The organism is Rhodococcus sp. NPDC056506, from assembly GCF_042794945.1.
GTDB lineage: Bacteria > Actinomycetota > Actinomycetes > Mycobacteriales > Mycobacteriaceae > Rhodococcus_F.
On record NZ_JBHTSW010000006.1, the window covers coordinates 118226 to 135631 of the forward strand.

The 17406-nt window shown below is 60.6% G+C and carries 17 protein-coding genes and 2 tRNA genes; 12 read left to right on the top strand and 7 right to left on the bottom strand.

Annotated elements, in window-relative coordinates:
• Positions 1 to 3: 3 nt before the first annotated feature.
• The gene (locus ACFQ6H_RS08290) at positions 4 to 1302 is read left to right on the top strand and encodes a deoxyguanosinetriphosphate triphosphohydrolase (protein WP_166502415.1); all 1299 of its coding nucleotides are present in this window, start codon (positions 4 to 6) and stop codon (positions 1300 to 1302) included.
• A gap of 13 nt (positions 1303 to 1315) precedes the next feature.
• Here the strand turns inward: ACFQ6H_RS08290 and ACFQ6H_RS08295 are convergent, their stop codons facing one another.
• Positions 1316 to 2854, bottom strand: a complete 1539-nt coding sequence (locus ACFQ6H_RS08295) for a serine/threonine-protein kinase (protein WP_378645322.1) — start codon at positions 2852 to 2854, stop codon at positions 1316 to 1318.
• A gap of 84 nt (positions 2855 to 2938) precedes the next feature.
• On the opposite strand from ACFQ6H_RS08295, the gene dnaG reads away from it, so the two are divergent.
• The gene (gene dnaG, locus ACFQ6H_RS08300) at positions 2939 to 4858 is read left to right on the top strand and encodes a DNA primase (protein ID WP_283304208.1); all 1920 of its coding nucleotides are present in this window, start codon (positions 2939 to 2941) and stop codon (positions 4856 to 4858) included.
• Position 4859: 1 nt separating this feature from the next.
• Here dnaG and ACFQ6H_RS08305 read toward each other — a convergent pair whose 3' ends face one another.
• Positions 4860 to 5111 (bottom strand): hypothetical protein, encoded by a 252-nt coding sequence (locus tag ACFQ6H_RS08305; protein ID WP_094273802.1) that lies wholly within the window; start codon positions 5109 to 5111, stop codon positions 4860 to 4862.
• A gap of 136 nt (positions 5112 to 5247) precedes the next feature.
• Here ACFQ6H_RS08305 and ACFQ6H_RS08310 point away from each other — a divergent pair.
• Positions 5248 to 5320 (top strand) — tRNA-Asn (locus tag ACFQ6H_RS08310).
• Between the two features lie 67 nt (positions 5321 to 5387).
• On the opposite strand, the gene ACFQ6H_RS08315 is transcribed toward ACFQ6H_RS08310, so the two are convergent.
• A complete protein-coding gene (locus tag ACFQ6H_RS08315; RefSeq protein WP_378645325.1) occupies positions 5388 to 5738 on the bottom strand; it encodes an HAD-IA family hydrolase in 351 nt (116 codons plus the stop codon).
• A complete protein-coding gene (locus ACFQ6H_RS08320) occupies positions 5671 to 5868 on the bottom strand; it encodes a hypothetical protein (protein WP_003941659.1) in 198 nt (65 codons plus the stop codon). Before ACFQ6H_RS08320 ends, ACFQ6H_RS08315 begins: the two co-directional genes overlap by 68 nt.
• 178 nt (positions 5869 to 6046) lie before the next feature.
• On the opposite strand from ACFQ6H_RS08320, the gene ACFQ6H_RS08325 reads away from it, so the two are divergent.
• The 3 genes from ACFQ6H_RS08325 to ACFQ6H_RS08335 all read left to right on the top strand — a co-directional run bounded on the left by ACFQ6H_RS08325 (position 6047) and on the right by ACFQ6H_RS08335 (position 8181).
• Positions 6047 to 6120, top strand: a tRNA-Ile gene (locus ACFQ6H_RS08325).
• Positions 6121 to 7660: 1540 nt separating this feature from the next.
• Positions 7661 to 7798, top strand: coding sequence for a hypothetical protein (locus ACFQ6H_RS08330; protein WP_378645328.1), 138 nt, complete (start codon positions 7661 to 7663; stop codon positions 7796 to 7798).
• A 35-nt stretch (positions 7799 to 7833) separates the two neighbouring features.
• Entirely contained in the window at positions 7834 to 8181 is a 348-nt protein-coding gene (locus ACFQ6H_RS08335) for a hypothetical protein (RefSeq protein WP_378645331.1), read from the top strand.
• Between the two features lie 194 nt (positions 8182 to 8375).
• Here the strand turns inward: ACFQ6H_RS08335 and ACFQ6H_RS08340 are convergent, their stop codons facing one another.
• Positions 8376 to 8717 (bottom strand): hypothetical protein, encoded by a 342-nt coding sequence (locus tag ACFQ6H_RS08340; RefSeq protein WP_378645334.1) that lies wholly within the window; start codon positions 8715 to 8717, stop codon positions 8376 to 8378.
• 117 nt (positions 8718 to 8834) lie between these two features.
• Here ACFQ6H_RS08340 and ACFQ6H_RS08345 point away from each other — a divergent pair, with 117 nt between their 5' ends.
• On the top strand, positions 8835 to 9353 hold the full coding sequence (locus ACFQ6H_RS08345) for a DinB family protein (protein WP_378645336.1): 519 nt from the start codon (positions 8835 to 8837) through the stop codon (positions 9351 to 9353).
• Here the strand turns inward: ACFQ6H_RS08345 and ACFQ6H_RS08350 are convergent, their stop codons facing one another.
• Together ACFQ6H_RS08350 and ACFQ6H_RS08355 are read right to left on the bottom strand one after the other, a co-directional pair.
• On the bottom strand, positions 9354 to 10826 hold the full coding sequence (locus tag ACFQ6H_RS08350; RefSeq protein WP_378645338.1) for a mannitol dehydrogenase family protein: 1473 nt from the start codon (positions 10824 to 10826) through the stop codon (positions 9354 to 9356).
• Between the two features lie 7 nt (positions 10827 to 10833).
• Complete coding sequence (locus ACFQ6H_RS08355; RefSeq protein ID WP_378645483.1) at positions 10834 to 11844, bottom strand: NAD(P)-dependent alcohol dehydrogenase; 1011 nt, start codon at positions 11842 to 11844, stop codon at positions 10834 to 10836.
• Between the two features lie 139 nt (positions 11845 to 11983).
• On the opposite strand from ACFQ6H_RS08355, the gene ACFQ6H_RS08360 reads away from it, so the two are divergent.
• The 5 genes from ACFQ6H_RS08360 (at position 11984) to ACFQ6H_RS08380 (ending at position 17334) form a co-directional block, all read left to right on the top strand.
• A complete protein-coding gene (locus ACFQ6H_RS08360; protein WP_378645340.1) occupies positions 11984 to 12982 on the top strand; it encodes a sugar-binding transcriptional regulator in 999 nt (332 codons plus the stop codon).
• 63 nt (positions 12983 to 13045) lie between these two features.
• Positions 13046 to 14398: an ABC transporter substrate-binding protein gene (locus ACFQ6H_RS08365; RefSeq protein ID WP_378538478.1), complete on the top strand. Its 1353-nt coding sequence runs from the start codon at positions 13046 to 13048 to the stop codon at positions 14396 to 14398.
• Positions 14395 to 15345 (top strand): carbohydrate ABC transporter permease, encoded by a 951-nt coding sequence (locus tag ACFQ6H_RS08370; protein ID WP_378645343.1) that lies wholly within the window; start codon positions 14395 to 14397, stop codon positions 15343 to 15345. The genes ACFQ6H_RS08365 and ACFQ6H_RS08370 overlap by 4 nt, the downstream gene beginning before the upstream one ends.
• Positions 15345 to 16211, top strand: a complete 867-nt coding sequence (locus ACFQ6H_RS08375; protein WP_378645346.1) for a carbohydrate ABC transporter permease — start codon at positions 15345 to 15347, stop codon at positions 16209 to 16211. Before ACFQ6H_RS08370 ends, ACFQ6H_RS08375 begins: the two co-directional genes overlap by 1 nt.
• Before the next feature lie 28 nt (positions 16212 to 16239).
• Positions 16240 to 17334 (top strand): ABC transporter ATP-binding protein, encoded by a 1095-nt coding sequence (locus tag ACFQ6H_RS08380; protein ID WP_378645348.1) that lies wholly within the window; start codon positions 16240 to 16242, stop codon positions 17332 to 17334.
• Positions 17335 to 17406 lie beyond the last annotated feature (72 nt).

Consider the following 17406-nt stretch of genomic DNA (forward strand, 5'->3'; position numbering starts at 1 on the left):
ACCATGACAGCTCACACCACCTACGGAGGCGGCACCTACTCCGAACACGACCTCGAACGTCGTGTCGTCGAGGCGCCGAAGCGAGCGGGGTTGCCGGGTTCGCAGATCGCAGCGGCGCAGCATCGTTCCGACTTCTCGCGAGACCGCGCCAGGGTCCAGCACTCCGCGGCTTTGCGGCGCTTGGCCGACAAGACCCAGGTTGTCGGCCCACGCGACGGCGACACACCTCGCACGCGGCTGACACACTCGATGGAAGTCGCACAGATCGGGCGAGGGATCGCCGACGGGCTCGGTTGCGACCCGGACTTGGTGGACCTTGCAGGTCTCGCACACGACATCGGGCACCCGCCGTACGGGCACAACGGCGAGAAGGCGCTCGACGAAGTCGCCAAGGACTGCGGCGGTTTCGAAGGCAATGCACAGAATCTGCGGATCCTGACCAGCCTCGAACCGAAGATCCTGCGCCCCGACGGTCTGAGCGCCGGCCTCAATCTGACCAGGGCATCACTCGACGCGGCCATCAAGTACCCCTGGACCCGCCCTGAGCCCGGCGCGAAGTTCGGCGCATATGACGACGACGCAGAGGTGCTCGCCTGGGTTCGCGAGGGTGCGCCCGAGCGTCGGCAATGCCTGGAAGCTCAGGTCATGGACTGGGCCGACGACATCGCCTATTCCGTGCACGACGTGGAGGACGGGGTGATCGCAGGCCGGATCGACCTTCGCTCGCTTGCTGATCCGTCCGAGCAACGCGCACTGGCTGAACTGGGGGCCTCCGAGTTCCGCGGCTTGGTAGTCGACGATCTGATCGAAGCCGCTCAGCGGTTGTCCGAACTCCCCGTCGTACGCGGAGTCGGAAGTTTCGACGGGACGCTGGGAAGTTCCGTCGCGTTGAAGAACCTCACAAGTGAATTGGTGGGACGCTTCGCCACGGCCGCGATCGCCAGCACTCGGCTCACAAACGGCAACCGACCCCTCTCGCGCTATCAAGCCGACCTCGATATACCCGAGGCCGTCGCATCCGAGGTGGCGTTGCTCAAGACCGTGGCGCTCTACTACGTGATGTCCGACGCCGGGCACAAGGCGCGTCAGGATCGGCAACGTGATCGTGTGCATCGCGTCGCGGAATGGTTGTTGGCCACGGCGCCCGCCGGGCTCGATCCGATCTTGCTGCCCGCATGGGAGCGCGCCGCGGACGACGGTGCTCGGGTCCGCGTGGTGGTGGATCAGATCGCGTCGTACACGGAAAGTCGGCTGGAGCGGGTGGACAAGGCGAGCCTGGGCGCGCAGGCCAGTTGGGGCTGAGCCGGCCGCGCTCTCAGCAGGTCATTCGCGTCGACGGGTCAGTAGTGGTGTCGAGCCACTTGCCGTAAGCGTCGCCGCCTGCTGCGCGGACGTCCTTGCAGATCTTCGACTCGCTGTTTCCGGATTCGCGATACACGGTGTAGATCGCAGTCCCGGAATCCGAGACTTGACGCAGTGACGGGCAGGACTGGTCTGTGCGTAGGTATTTCGAGCCCGGGAACGCGTCAAGGTAGTTCTGAATCTCGCTGGCATACGTGGCCGGATCGGTGGCATTGGCCAACACCACGATTCCGGTTCCCTTGCACGAGGGGACGGTGATCGGCTTGCTCACCCCGAGATCGCCGTTCTTCGTGGACGGGGCGGACACCCGCGTGGTCGTGGTTGCCTGCTGTCCGGCGGTGGGCAACGGCACCAGGGTTGGCGTTCTGACCGGCTCCTGGATGGGTGCCGGTTCCGCCGTGGCGGTGGAAGCTGCTACAGCGGTTGGTGATTCGGGCCCCGAGCTTCCCTGTATCGCCCAAGCCGCCGCGCCTCCTGCGGCCAGAACGAGTGCAACTCCAGCCGCCCCGATCGCGATCGGGGCTCGGTTTCGCTTGGTCTTTGTCGCGATGTGCGTGTAGTTCCCGGAAGCGGGATTCACTGTGGTGTAGGCGGGCGGCCCGACGATTGTGGATTGCAGTCCGCCGGCCGCACTGGTGGCGTTGTCGGCCGAGAGGGCTTGCCGCGCTTCGAGTGCGAGCGCTCCGGTGGTCGGATAGCGGTGTGCGGGATCCTTTGCCATACCGCGGGCCACGACAGTGTCAAAACGTTGCGGGAGCAACGAAACCGTCAGCGTGGGGCGCGGCGGCGGAGCGTTCAGGTGCGAATTGACGAGATGACCGATGCTTGTGGTGTTGAAAGGCGTTGTTCCGGTGAGGGACTGGTAGAGAACACAAGCAAGGGAGTAGACATCCGCTGCGGCCGTCGGTGTTTCGATACCGAATCGCTCCGGCGCCATGTACGCATACGAACCGACCGCACTTCCCTCGGTGGTGATTTTCGTGTCTGTCTGTGAATATGCGATTCCGAAGTCCACGAGGTAGGCGAAGCCGGTCTTCGTGAGAATGATGTTGTCTGGTTTGACGTCGCGATGGATGAGTCCGCGCGCGTGCGCTGCGTCCAGCGCTGACGCTATCTGCGAGACGATGTCGACGGCTCGCGCCGGGGTGAGTCTGCCGAACTCGGTCAACTCGGCTCGCAATGTGTGGCCTTCGACCAATCGCATGTCGATGAAGAGAACTCCGTCGATCTCGCCCCAGTCGTGCACCGGGATCACGTGCGGTTCGTTCAGGGCGGCGGTGGTGCGAGATTCTCGGCGGAAACGAGCTTGGAATGACGGGTCGGCCGCGAGCTCGCGATGGAGCAACTTGAGTGCGACCAGGCGATCCTTCGAGGTGTCGTACGCCTCGTACACCTCGCCCATTCCGCCCCGACCGAGCAGACGACGCAGCTCGTACACGCCGAATCGAGTTCCCGATCGCCCTTCGGGCGAGCTCGAGGCGTTTTCAGTCATCGTCGGTCCCATCGCTGCGGTGCAGAGTCGGCCATCAACATATCGTTGTCAGGAGGTGTCGGGGGACCGCCTAGACTGATGTACGTGGCGGGCCGAATTTCTGACAGAGACATCGCGGCCATTCGCGAACGCACTCGCATCGAGGACATCGTCGGTGAATACGTTTCACTCAAGCGTGCCGGTGGCGATTCGATCAAGGGTTTGTGTCCCTTCCACGACGAGAAGTCACCGTCGTTTCACGTACGACCCAACCACGGCCTCTACCACTGCTTCGGCTGCGGTGAGGGTGGTGACGTGTACTCGTTCCTGCAGAAGATGGACCACATCAGCTTCGTCGAGGCCGTCGAGCAGTTGGCGGATCGACTCAGCTACACGATTTCGTACGAGGGCGGCGGACCGTCCGTTCAGCGAGATCGCGGCACCCGTGCACGCTTGATTGCGGCGAACGCGGCGGCTCAGGAGTTCTACGCCGCCCGACTGCGCGAACCCGATGCCCAGGCGGCCCGCGACTATCTCACCGAGAGAAACTTCGACGGGGCAGCAGCTCTGCAATTCGGCTGTGGATACGCGCCCGAAGGTTGGGACACTCTCACAAAACACTTGATGTCCAAAGGATTCGAGTTCAAGGAGCTCGAAGCAGCAGGGCTGTCCAAAGAAGGGCGGCGCGGTCCGATCGACCGGTTCCATCGTCGCCTGCTCTGGCCGATCCGCAGCGTTGCCGGTGACGTCATCGGCTTCGGCGCCCGCAAGCTCTTCGACGACGACACCATGCCGGGCAAGTACGTCAACACGCCGGAAACGATCCTCTACAAGAAGTCTCAGGTCCTGTTCGGCTTGGACCTCGCCAAGCGCGACATCGCCAAGGGGCACCAGGCTGTCGTCGTCGAGGGGTACACCGACGTCATGGCGATGCACTTGGCCGGCGTCAAGACCGCCGTTGCTTCGTGTGGAACCGCCTTCGGCGAGGAGCACCTTGCGATGCTCCGCCGACTCCTGATGGACGACAGTTACTTTCGCGGTGAGATCATCTACACCTTCGACGGTGATGCCGCGGGGCAAGCTGCTGCGATGAAGGCATTCGAAGGCGATCAGAAGATGGCCGGGCAGACCTTCGTGGCCGTCGCTCCTGACGGAATGGACCCGTGCGATCTTCGCCTCGAGTCCGGTGACGCCGCCGTTCGCGACCTTGTTGCGAGGCGTACGCCGATGTTCGAGTTCGTGGTGAAGTCGATACTCACCGAGCACGATCTCGAGACGGCTGAAGGGCGCGTCGAAGCACTGCGTCGTACGGTCCCCGTCGTTGCGCAGATCAAGGAATCAACTCTGCGCGACAGCTACGCGAACCTCCTCTGCGGATGGGTCGGTTGGGACGATCTTCCATCCGTCCGACGACGCGTGCGTGACGAAGCTCGTAAACGGGCGTCGACGCGTGGATCTTCACCGGCGCCCAAGCGCCGTCAGGTTGTCGACCCGCCTGCCGCCGATGCGCTTGCCCTGCCGATCGGAATCTCGAGGCCACGGCCCAACGACCCGGGGCTTTCGACGCAGCGAGCTGTCCTCAAGGCCGCGTTGCAGCACCCTGGCGTCGCCGGCAGTGTCTTCGACTCGTTGCCACCCGAGACCTTCACCCACCCCGCCTACGTCGTGATCAGGCAGGCAATGGCCGACGCCGGCGGAACGAGCAAGGGGCTCGGCGGCGCCGAGTGGATCGAAGTCGTGACCAAGGGCGTCGAAGACATGACGGTGGCCTCGGTTGTATCGGAACTGGCCGTCGAACCCATGCCCTGTGACGAAGACACGGTTCCGCGCTACATCAACGGAGTGCTCGCCCGGCTGCAGGAAGCGTGGGTGGGCGAACAGGTTGCCGACCTCAAATCCAAGCTTCAGCGCGTCTCACCTGCTGCGGCCCCGGAGGAGTACAACTCGCTGTTCGGCGATCTCGTGGCGCTGGAGCAGTATCGCCGACAGCTGCGTGAGCAGGCTGTCGGCGACCAAAGCGTCTGACCTAGCGGTTCTTCTTCAACTGGTCGTGGGGGACCAGAATCGTGGTCTCCTCGTTGAGCGGCTTCATCGGCTCGAGCTTGGGCTGAGTACTCAGTGAGTCGGCCAGCTTCTGCCGTGACGCATCCAACACCTTCTTGGTGGCCGGACTAGTGGCCACCGCCTTCGCGGCCCGGCTGATCTGCTCGTATCGTGCGCGGCCCGCTTTGGTTCCCAGGACGTACCCAGCTGCAACACCGATCAACAAACGCATCATTCCTGCTTCCCTCCAGCACCGATCGTCCTGACTCCATCCTGCCTGATGACTCGCTGGGCAGGCGATTTGGTACTTCGGCGGAGGATTCGCTACAGTTTCTCAGGCAACGCCGGAACGGGCGAAGCGAGCAAGACAATCCCCTGTAGCTCAATTGGCAGAGCTTCCGACTGTTAATCGGACGGTTGCTGGTTCGAGTCCAGCCGGGGGAGCAGCAAAGCCCCTCACCTGAGAAAGCGGGTGGGGGGCTTTCTTGTATTCGTCCTTGTTACGTCTCCGCTAGTGCGTTTGCAGCAGACCCACCGATCGAAGTGCCGATTCAACGTCTGCCGCCTTGTTTGCTTGTGCACCGCGAATTCCCAGCTGTCGAGCGCCGAGGACGTTGATCGGGTTGTCGTCGACGAAGAAGGTCTGCTGAGGGCGCGCATCGAGAAACTTCAGCGCGGCCAGGATGGCCGCAGGGTCGGGTTTGGTGGCTCCGAGCGACAAATACGTCGAAAGCCCGACGCAAGAATCTGCGTCGGGCTTTCGGTGGAACCGTCGAACTGTTCGGCCGGTGCGCTTACTTAGCTGCGCGATCCGACGGCTCGAACAGTCGGATGATGTGGCTGGGGTTGATGTAGTAGACACCGTTCGGAGAATTGAGAACGAGAGTGTCTTCGGTGAAATCGGTGACGGTGCCGTTCAGCTTGGCGCCGTCGGACATGATGATCCGGATCGTAGCCTTCGAGTTCTTGAATTCGGTCAGTGCAAGCTTCATGTGGTGATCCTGTTCCGTGGGGTGTGCACTCCCACGGTATCGGCTCATTGCGCCTGTGCCGACCAACCTTGGGAGACTCGACTCGAAAGAGTGCAACGCGTCACCGCCTGCCCGATTGTGATCCGCGTCGGATGTGCCGGTAACATTCGGATTCGCCGTGATGCAACGCGTCACGGATGGGGCGGTAGCTCAGTCGGTTAGAGCCGTGGACTCATAATCCATTGGTCGCGGGTTCGAGCCCCGCCCGCCCCACGTTCAGGTGCCGCGAGCCCGCGGCTCAGCCCCAATGACTTTTGTCGAAGATCATGCTGCAGACGATCGCCAAGGCTACAAGTGCGCAGAGTGCAACCACCAGGACAGTTTCCCACCGGTTGTTGGGATTGAATCGCCTGGCAATGCGACTACCGTTGCGCCTGAGTCGAGCATTCGTGGTCACGCAAGGAATCGTCGCATCATGATCGTCGATTCCAGATGAGGTGAAAGTCTCGGATCCAGATGACCAATTTCCCGACAGCGTCGGATGTGCAGCGCTTCTGGATGTGACCGAGACAGAGACGATTCGGAAGCCGAAGGAAAAGCAGGTACCTATCCAGGTATTTCAGCGTATGTGCTCGACCAGCCGAAGTGTCACGCTCTAGATGTACCTACGCACGGCGATCGAAGGTGATTTCGAAGATCGAACTCAGGGTTCACTGAACCATTGTCTGTACCTGCTGGCGCGAGCCCGGCCTACAGGTGACGACGATGCGTTCGAGCGACACCCTGAGCGCCGACGCACGCTGGTTAAACAGTTAGCCGGCACGAAAACCATCTTCGCCTGGTGTAGGTGCAGGCAGTCGAGCCGACCCCCCGCGGCTCGGCTGCCCTGAAATAGGCGACGTGGGCCCGCATGTCGGCGTCGAACTGGCGATTTGAGCTGCAGTTTGCTGCCCGAGTATCGATCGCCAGTGTGAAATCGTCGGAATTGTATTGGGAACAATAGGTTTGGTTGATCCCCTGGCTGAGAGAGCTGGTGATCACTTACCTGCAATCGGGCACTCACGAACATCGGCGGGAAGATCCGCGCCCGGGTTTCGCCAATGTCGGGTCTTGTACCTACGACTCGATTGATGATCGACACTGCCGGCGCCGACAGGGGCGGGAGATACGCGACGATGTGGCTGTTGAACTCAGTGCCATGGTCGAGTGCTACTTCGCGTTTCGGATGCGTCGTGACGCCCTTGGTGGTGAGCCCGGCTTTCCTGCCATCGTCACCTCGAGTGCCACATCGCGTGAACGTCGAATCGTACGTTTGCCAGCGGAGCGCGCTTGGTCGAATCAGACACGTCAACCCACGCCGATAGGTCAGAGGAAACGGAAATGGGCCCCGCAGGTGCTGGGCCCTCGTTTTGTCTGAAAAGCACTGTCGAACTTCGGTTGTCAGTGCAGGGCCTTGGACGCACTCGTGGCTAGTGAGTGGCGTGACACGGTGATGGAAAATGGCGGGTCCGAAATCCATCGAAGGGCTAGGTCGCGACCGCTGATGCGTGCTGGGTGTTTTCGCACATTGCAGTTCACCGCAGGTGATGCACGCACGGCAACGCCCACGCTGGGAGTTCGTCGGCGGGCGTCGTTCTTGTGCCTTGCCGGTGGCGCAACCATCGCGGCAGCCTGAACGGAGATGGCAGGGACGGCGCAGATCATGTCGGCATGTTGGCCACAGTTGCTGTTCTGCGTCGACCGGCAAACCGGGCAATCGGAACAAAGTACTTGCCGATGAGTTACAGTTGTTGGTAAAGTGTAACGATAGGCTGTGAATGAACAGCAACTTCGAGGTCGCGCTACCGGAAGTCGGTTGGCGCCGGGGGAGATTGCATTGCTGTCGATGGACACGACGTCGTTGGGCGGCGCAGGCAAGAGCTCGGCGAATTGTGTCGGGTCGCATCCCTGATCAACCTGACAGACCAACGTAACGGAGAACATACTGTGACAATCAAGGACTCGATCCCGCATGGTGCTCAATCTGAACAACGAAACAAGCTGTTCGGCAACATTATTCGATCGAATGAAGGTCAGGAACTGGTCGAGCGGCTGAATGCCATGTTCGAGCGAGCGAACAGTACAGGTCAGGTGGTGAATCAACTCGAACTCGCGACTGCGCTTTCTGCGCAGAGGTTCGAGGGTTCGCCAGGTGACAGGTCTATTCCGGCGCCTGACAGGTTGATGCACGCAACCGAGGGACTCTCGTACGAATCCCTTTCCTTGTTGATTCTTGCGGCCGAGCATTTACTGCGTTCGGAAGGGGTACATGTCGATTCGACGCCCTTCACCTGAGGGAAGACGAGACCAGTTGAAGCCTCGGCCAGCAACCGCGTCACAGAATCTTTGAAGTTGAACTGAAAGCCCTGGGAAATTTCAAATGACCGACCCGTCGCAGACGGACGAATATTTTGTCACCAACGGAACGACATTGATACGTCGTTGTTTGTAATTCCGTTGGGAGGGGCGAACCAGACGTCCCGCGATGCTCAACCGCAGGATCCTGATTCTGCCATTTCGAATGCCTCCTGGATGCGTTGGCGCCCCTCAGCGTCGAATCCCCTCCAATCGCCGTACGGTCCTCTCATGTATTCGCGGACGCGATCGATCGGTGACGTGGAATCGCTTGGAGTCCGTCCCAGCTCTTCGGCCAATCCGAGTATCGACTGGCAGATTTTGTCGACGGAGTCGGGTACGCCAAGCCGTCGGACCCACGTTCCGCCCGTTTCGGTGGTTGTCGTTGCGGTGTCGGGTTGCTGCACCGCCGGCGCCGCGCAGCCCGCAAGTATCAAACTGGCAGCGAGCGTGGCCAAGGCGAGCGAAGAGCGCATGTTTCGAATCAAACCAGATGCCGCAAACGATTATGGAAATTCGCAATACTGAGCACGATTCGTTTCATCGGCCAATCAAAACAGACTGACTCCGCTCTGGCGGACTATTCTCGATCCATGCCGATCACCCCGGACACAAAGAATTGGACCTGGGTCCTCGAACGCCCATGCACCGAGTGTGGGTTCGATTCATCCAGCGTCGCATTCACGGACGTTCCCGATCTGGTGCGTGCCAACGCCGCCTCCTGGGCTGCAGTGCTCGAACGCGAGAACGTGACGGTGCGGCCAGACAGCGAAACATGGTCGGCGTTGGAATATTCCGCCCACGTGCGCGACGTGTTCAGGATCTTCAAGGTGCGGTTGGAACAGATGCTCGAATTCGACGATCCGAGATTCGAGAACTGGGATCAGGACGCAACAGCTGAGGCCGAGCGATACAACGACCAAGATCCGGCAACGGTGGCATCGGAATTGTCGGACGCTGCCGCGGAGGTCGCGAACGCCTTCGAAACCGTGCCGGAGGGTGGCCGCCAACGACGGGGCCTCCGCAGTGACGGATCGGCGTTCACCGTCGAATCGCTGGCGGCCTACTTCATTCACGATCCGATCCATCACCTCCACGACGTATCGGCGTAGTCAGAGCCCACGTACCTCCTCGAGAGTTTTTCTGGCTCCGACGGAGTGCAACGAGTCGAGAGTCTTTCGGAAGCTTGCGACAAATCGGCGGTCGTCCACGAGATCGCCGAAGATTTGGCGGTTCCCGATGAAGGCCAGTGGATCGCTCGACTGTTTTTGTGCGAGAGGTACCAGAGTGTCCGCCATCTGATCGACGACGGTGATGGGGTCGCCATTCTCGTCTGTGCCCTCGGCGTAGCGGGCCCAGCTGGCGACAACGGCCGTGGACAGGTTGATCGACCCGCCGGCGTCGAGTTGCTCCCGAATGACGGGCAACAGCCACTTGGGAATTCGATCGGACGACTCGGCACACAGGCGCGCAATCGTGTCGCGGACGTGAGGGTTCGAGAATCGTTCGATGAGGGTCTTCTTGTACTGATCGAGGTCGACGCCGGGTACCGGGTCAAGGGTCGGCGTCGCTTCGAGATTCATGTAGTCGAGCAGGAACCCTGACAAGAGTTCGTCCTGGCATGCCTCGTGGACCAGGCGGTATCCGGCAAGGTAGCCGAAGTACGCGATGCCTTGATGGCTGGCGTTGAGAAGGCGCAGTTTCATGAGTTCGTACGGGCGAACGTCCGGCACCAGATTCACGCCGGCATTCTCCAAAGGGGGCCTGCCTGATGTGAACTCGTCCTCGAGGAACCACGCGGTGAAGGGTTCCGCCGCAACCGGCCACTGATCTTCGACGCCAAACGTCTCGGCGATCTCTGTGGTTACCTCGGCTGTCGTGACGGGTGTGATCCGGTCGACCATGGAGTTGGGGAAGGCGCCGTTCTTTTCGATCCACTCCTCAAGTTCGGGATCCTTCAGGGCAGCAAAGGCTCCGAAAGCCTTCCTCGCGACTGATCCGTTGCCTTCGATGTTGTCGCAACTCATGATCGTGAACGGTGTCAGACCCCGGTCTCGACGGAGTGCGAGTGCAGCGCAGATCAGACCGAAGGTGGTGCGGGGGAGTGTTCCTGGTTCGAGGTCGTGCACCACATCGGGATTGGACGAGTCGAACTCTCCCGTGTTGTCCGAGATGTTGTACCCGCCCTCGGTGATGGTGAGGGAGACGATCTTCGTCGATTCGGATGCCATCTTCTCGATCACCGCCTGCGGATCGTCTGGAGCGAACAGGTACTCGACTATCGACCCGATGACCCGGCCCTCGAGCGTTCCGTCTGCATGCTTGAGTGCCAGGGTGTAGAGGCCGTCCTGTGCTCGGAGTGCGTCTCTCATTCGCTTGTCCGACGGCATCACTCCCACACCGCAGATTCCCCAGTCGAAGCCCTCGCCACGTCGCAGGAGAGTATCGATGTACATGGCCTGGTGTGCACGGTGAAAGCCGCCGACACCGAAATGCACTATGCCGGTAGTGACTTTGCTCCGGTCGTAGTTCGGCACTTGGAGTGAAGTGTCGAAGTCGTGCAAGGTCTTCGTATTGAGTTCCATGAAAGTTTTAGTCTCCTTCGGCGACGATGACTACGGCTTTGATGCTGCCGGGAATGCGGTCGGCCACCAGGGCCTCTTGCGACTGTTCGAGTGAAAAGCGTGCAGTGACCATCGAATCCAGATCGACCCGGCCGGCGGCGACCAGTGCGGCGGCGATCGGCCACGTATTGGCGTATCGGAACACCCCGGTCAGAATCAGTTCGCGGTTCTGGATGATCGGGACCGGCAACGGAATCTCGTCGGCACCCATTCCGACCAAAACGACTGTCCCAGCCGGCCGAACGGCGTGAATGCCGTCGATTACGGCGGCCGTGGCACCCGAAGCGTCGATGAATGCGTCGACGGCGAGAGAGCGTACGTCGCTTTCGCGGGGATCTACGACCGTAGTTGCGCCGAATTTCAGTGCCACATCACGCCGGGCCGCATCGATGTCCGAGACGATGACTTCCGTGGCGCCGAATGCCTTGGCCACCTGCGTCGTCACGATTCCTACCGGACCGGCGCCGGCGATCAGCACTCGAGAGCCAGCCGTGATCCCTGCCTTCTGGGCTGAGGCGATTCCTACTGACAGTGGCTCGAACAGCGCAGCTGCTTCGTAGGACACCGAATCTGCGACTGGATGGGCGAAGTCGGCACCGATCGTGACGTAGTCGGTGAGTGCACCGTCAATCGGAGGTGTTGCGAAGAACTCCATGTGAGGGCAGAGGTTGTATCTGCCTGCCTTTGATTCGGGACTTGTCGGATCAGGCTTCTGAGGTTCGATGGAGACGCGCTGCCCGACGCGTCCCGGATCGACGTCGTCGCCGACTGCGGCGATGCGTCCCGATGCCTCATGTCCGAGAACGAGGGGTGCGTTGACGACGTAAGAGCCGATGCGGCCTTCGCGAAAGTAGTGCGCGTCCGACCCGCACACGCCCACGGCGTGGATGCGGACGAGAACTTCACCGGCCTTCGGGGACGGTCGCGGTCTCTCGACCATCTGCATCTTTCCGGTCTCAACGAGGACATTTGCCCGAATTGTCGCAGGTAGATCGAAGGATTCTCCGGAAACTGTTGTGTGGGTCACAACCTAGATGTTAGCTTAATGAGCATAAGAACATCTAGTGAGCATCTGCTCACGATCGAGAAACTTTGAACCTGATGCATAAGGAGACCGTGTGAACCAGTCGGCTCAGCCCACAGGACTCAAGCCGTCGAAGTTGCCTGCTTCCGAGGATGTGCGGCTCGCGTTGCGGGCTGCGACCATGTATCACCTCGAAGGCGCTACTCAAGCCGAGATTGCAGCAAAGTTGGGCGTCTCGAGGCCTACGGCCGGGCGACTGTTGGCCAGGGCGCGGACGCAAGGTTTGGTCAGGGTCGAGATTTTGGTTCCGCCCGAGCTCGAAGGTTCGGTGAACACGGAATTGGAATCGAAGCTGGAGAAGCACTTCGGGTTGGCCGAAGTGTTGATTGTCCCCGAAGCGAATTCGGACTCGGACGATCCGGACTTCGATGCGCTCGGCCGACGTGCAGCGGAAGTTCTGGTTCGCCGCCTGCAGCCGTCGAGCGTGCTCGGATTCACGTGGGGCCCGGAAACCGTTGCGGTAGCAGGTTCTTTGCCAGACAAGGCGGCGAAGTGCTCGGCTGTGGTACAACTTGACGGCTCCATGACGGTGACCGACTACCAAACCGGTGTCGACTTCACCATCGGCCGATGCGCACAACAGTTGCAGGCCAATCCTATTCGCCTCAATGCTCCGCTATATGCCGATCCAGCAACGGTGGAGTCGATGCGAAACGACTCGGTCATCTCGAAGGCACTGAAGGCTGGAACAGATTCCGACATCATGGTTTTCGGAGTTGGTGCTGTTTCGACGGCCACGACTTTGTTTGCCGGCAGTTTCGTCGACTCGACCATGCTGGACGAGTTGGAAAGTCGAGGGGCTGTCGGTGAGATCGGCGGCCGTTTCTACACGATCGACGGAAATCCAGTGGAGGGGCCACTGCCTGAGCGGACGGTCTCCGTCCCGCTCGACGCAGTGAAATCCTGCGATCAGACAATTCTGATTTCGGGGGGAACACACAAACGCCAGGCCGTTCTGGGCGCATTGCGCGGAGGTTTGGCAAACGTACTCGTCACCGATGTCGAGTGCGCCCAGTGGCTGCTCGAAGGGTAGCGCTCTCACGAGTTTCGCTGTCCGAGCGCGCGACTGACACGCAAGTGTGAAGGAAGGTAATCCGTGAAAACAGGAAGACGAGTGTGGGGCGCTGCCGCTGCGGCGCTCTGCCTCCTGGTGTCGGGATGTGCGGGTGCTGGTGCGCTCGGTGGTTCCGGCGAACGAACAGTCACCATTGCGATGGTGTCGAACTCGCAGATGCAGGACGCGATCAAATTGGCTCCGGCTTTCGAAGCCGAGAACCCCGGCATCGACCTCAAATTCGTCAGCCTTTCCGAGAACCAGGCCCGCGCCAAGATCACAGCGTCGACGGCCACCGGTGGCGGCGAGTTCGACGTCGTGATGATCAGCAACTACGAGACGCCCCAGTGGGCCGCGAACGGTTGGCTCACGAACCTGTCCGAGTACGCGGACAAGACACCAGGTTATGACGAGGACGATTTCATACCGTCCATCAAGGCTTCACTGTCGTACGAGGACAGCATGTATGCGGTGCCGTTCTACGGGGAGTCGTCGTTCCTGATGTATCGCAAAGACCTGTTCGATCAGGCGGGGATCACAGTTCCAGAAGACCCGACGTGGCAGGAAGTTGCAGGTTGGGCAGAGCAGTTCGACAACCCTGATGCCAAGATGTCCGGAATCTGCCTGCGAGGAAAGCCGGGCTGGGGCGAGGTTCTCGCGCCGCTCAACACAGTGATCAACACTTTCGGCGGACGCTGGTACGACGAGAACTGGAATGCGCAGTTGACCAGTCCGCAGGTCGAGGAGGCCGTTCAGTTCTACGTGGACACCGTCAAGGAGCACGGCCAGCCGGGGCCTGCAACAAGTGGGTTCGGCGAATGCGCAACACAATTCGCGCAAGGCAACACGGCGATGTGGTACGACGCGACCTCGGCTGTGTCGGTGCTCGAAGATCCCGCATCGTCGAAGGTGGTCGGCAACATCGGATATGCGAAGGCCCCGAAGGTCGAGAAGTCCGATCCCGGATGGCTCTACACCTGGGCGCTCGGAATCCCGGAGTCGGCACAGAACAAAGACGATGCCTGGAAGTTCATCTCCTGGATGACGAACAAGGATTACATCCAAAAAGTCGGCACTGAACTCGGTTGGTCGAGAGTCCCTCCGGGAAGCCGCCTTTCGACCTACGAGATTCCGGAGTACCAGGAAGCTGCAAAGGCATTCGGTCCGATCACCCTCGAATCGATCAACAATGCAGACCCGAAAAACCCGACAGTGCAACCGGTTCCATACACCGGCGTCCAGTTCCTCACCATCCCTGAGTTCCAGGATCTGGGCACTCGCGTGAGCCAGCAGATCAGCGCGGCAATCGCGGGTCAGAAGAGTGTGAAAGAAGCACTCGAACAATCGCAGCAGTATGCCGAGGTGGTCGGCAAGACCTATCAGGAGAACCGATGACTACGGTTGCTGAGCTCAGATCCACGGTGGACGACGCACCGCCGGTTCGTATCGACAAGAAGATCTCTCGTGCCGAGGGTTGGCGTCGTCGAGGTCCGTTGCTGCCGGCGTTGATCTTCTCGATCGTCGTCACGCAGATTCCCTTTCTGTTCACTCTCTACTACTCCACGCAATCCTGGAATCTTGTCCGGCCGGGATCGCGGCACTTCAACTGGTTCAACAACTACATCGATGTGTTCAAGGACAGTCAGTTTCGGGAAGTCGCGGTCAACACGGTCATCATGATCGTGGGTACGGTCATCGTTTCGGTGATCCTCGGACTTGCCTTGGCGCTGCTACTCGACCGAGCCTTCCTCGGTCGCGGCATCGTACGAACGCTGCTGATCACGCCCTTCCTCATAACTCCCGTCGCTGGTGCATTGCTGTGGAAGACAACAATGTTCGATCCGGTATTCGGGATCGTGAACTTCGTCCTCCAGCCTTTCGGTGTCGGCCAGGTCGACTGGGTCAGCAAGTTTCCGCTCGCCGCGGTCATGATCAATCTGATCTGGCAGTGGACGCCCTTCATGATGCTGCTCATTCTGGCCGGTTTGCAGTCCATGCCCCGAGACATCCTCGAAGCCGCACGGGTGGACGGAGCCAAGCCTTTTGCGCTGTTCCGCGAACTGACTCTGCCGCACCTGCGTCGATTCATCGAACTCGGTGCAGTTCTCGGCGCGATCTACCTCGTGAACACCTTTGACGCGGTGTACATGATGACGTCGGGTGGGCCCGGAGTGGCCAGTTCGAACCTGCCGTTCTACATCTACCAGCGCGCGTTCCTCGGCTTCGACGTCGGTCAAGCCGCGGCGATGGGCGTCGTGACAGTGATCGCGACCATCATCGTGTCCACGCTTGCGCTTCGACTGATCTTCAAGAGCTTCACCGGCAACGAGGAGGCGGCGTGATGACTGCCGTAGAGACGACAAGTGCGACGACCGACAAGCCCGTCGTCAAGAAGAAAAAGAGCGGTAAGTTCAGTCCGTGGTCGGTCGTGGCGTGGATCGCGGCCCTCGGGTTCTTCTTTCCTGTCTTCTGGATGGTCCTGACCGCGTTCAAGACCGAGGCGGACGCGTACACCGATCCGCCGAAGCTGTTCTTCACCCCGACCCTCGAGCAGTTCCGAGCCGTCCTCGACTCCGGCCTCGGTACGACACTGGCGAACTCTGCCTTCGCCACGGGAATGTCGACCATTCTGGTTCTGCTACTTGGTGTTCCGGCGGCATTTGCCTTGTCGCTCCGACCGGTCGCCAAGACCCAGGACGTTCTGTTCTTCTTCATCAGTACGAAGATGCTCCCCGTCGTCGCAGCGATCGTGCCGCTGTACGTGATCGTCAACGACATCGGCCTGCTCGACAACGTCTGGGCCCTGGTCATCCTGTACACCTCGATGAATCTGCCGATCGCGGTGTGGATGATGCGCTCCTTCTTTCTGGAGGTTCCCGGCGAACTTCTCGAGGCGGCAAGCATGGACGGTGCCAGCCTGTGGACGTCGGTTCGCGAGGTGATCCTGCCTCTGATCTCACCCGGCATCGCTGCCACCGCACTGATCTGTGTGATCTTCTCGTGGAATGAGTTCTTCTTCGCCGTCAATCTGACAGCTGTTCAAGCACAAACGATTCCGGTCTTCTTGGTCGGGTTCATCACGGGCGAGGGCCTGTACTGGGCTCGGCTGTCCGCGGCAGCGACCATGGCGGCATTGCCCGTCATCTTGGCCGGTTGGTTCGCCCAGAACAAACTGGTGCGCGGCCTGTCCTTCGGTGCAATCAAATAATTCTCCTCACCCTTCTCAGGAGTTCGTCATGGCTAAAATCTCGTACCAGAAAGCGTCTTGCATCTACGAAGGTGCCGGCACTCTCGCTGTCGATTCACTCGATCTCGACATCAACGACGGTGAATTCATCGTGCTCGTCGGTCCGTCGGGTTCCGGAAAGTCCACGGCACTACGCATGTTGGCGGGGCTCGAGGACATCGATTCGGGCGCGATCACCATCAACGGCAAGGACATGACCGATGTCCCGTCGAAGGACCGTGACATCGCGATGGTCTTCCAGAACTATGCGCTTTACCCCAACAAAACCGTCGGTGAGAACATGGGGTTCGCGCTGAAGATGCGCGGTGTGCCCGTCGAGGAGCGAAAGAAGAAAGTTGCGGAAGCGGCCAAACTTCTCGACTTGACGGAGTATCTCGACCGCAAACCGGCCAAGCTTTCCGGCGGTCAACGGCAGCGAGTTGCGATGGGCCGCGCCATCGTTCGTGAACCGCAAGTGTTCTGCATGGACGAGCCGCTTTCCAACCTCGACGCCAAGCTGCGCGTCCAGACTCGCACGCAGATCGCGGCATTGCAGCGACGTCTAGGAACCACCACCGTCTACGTCACACACGATCAGGTGGAAGCGATGACGATGGGTGATCGCGTGGCCGTGCTCAAGGGCGGTAAGTTGCAGCAGTTCGCCTCTCCGACTGAACTTTACGATCGGCCCGCCAATGCGTTTGTTGCCGGATTCATCGGATCTCCGGGAATGAACTTGGTGACGGTGCCGGTCAGTTCGGGTGGCGTCCGCTTCGGTGCCGTCGAAGTTCCGCTCGACCGCGAGCAGATGACGGCAATCGCCGCAGCCGGTCTGAGTTCGGTCACCGTGGGAATTCGGCCTGAACAATTCCAGGTGGTCGCGGCCGGAGACGGAATCGCAGCTCAGATCGACCTGGTCGAGGAACTGGGCAACGAGTCGTACATCTACGCGCACGTACCCGGCACGGAATCCGATCCGATTTCGCTCGTCGCACGCACCGGCGGGCGATCGAAGTTGCAGTACGGCCAGACGCTCGGATTCGAGCGGGTGGACGGTCCTGTTCACCTCTTCGACCCCACGACCGGCGAGCGCGTGGGTAGCTGAACCCCTCCACAATCGTGACCTGCTCGGCACCCGAATTCGTTCGTGCCGAGCAGGTCACATCCATCGTCGATT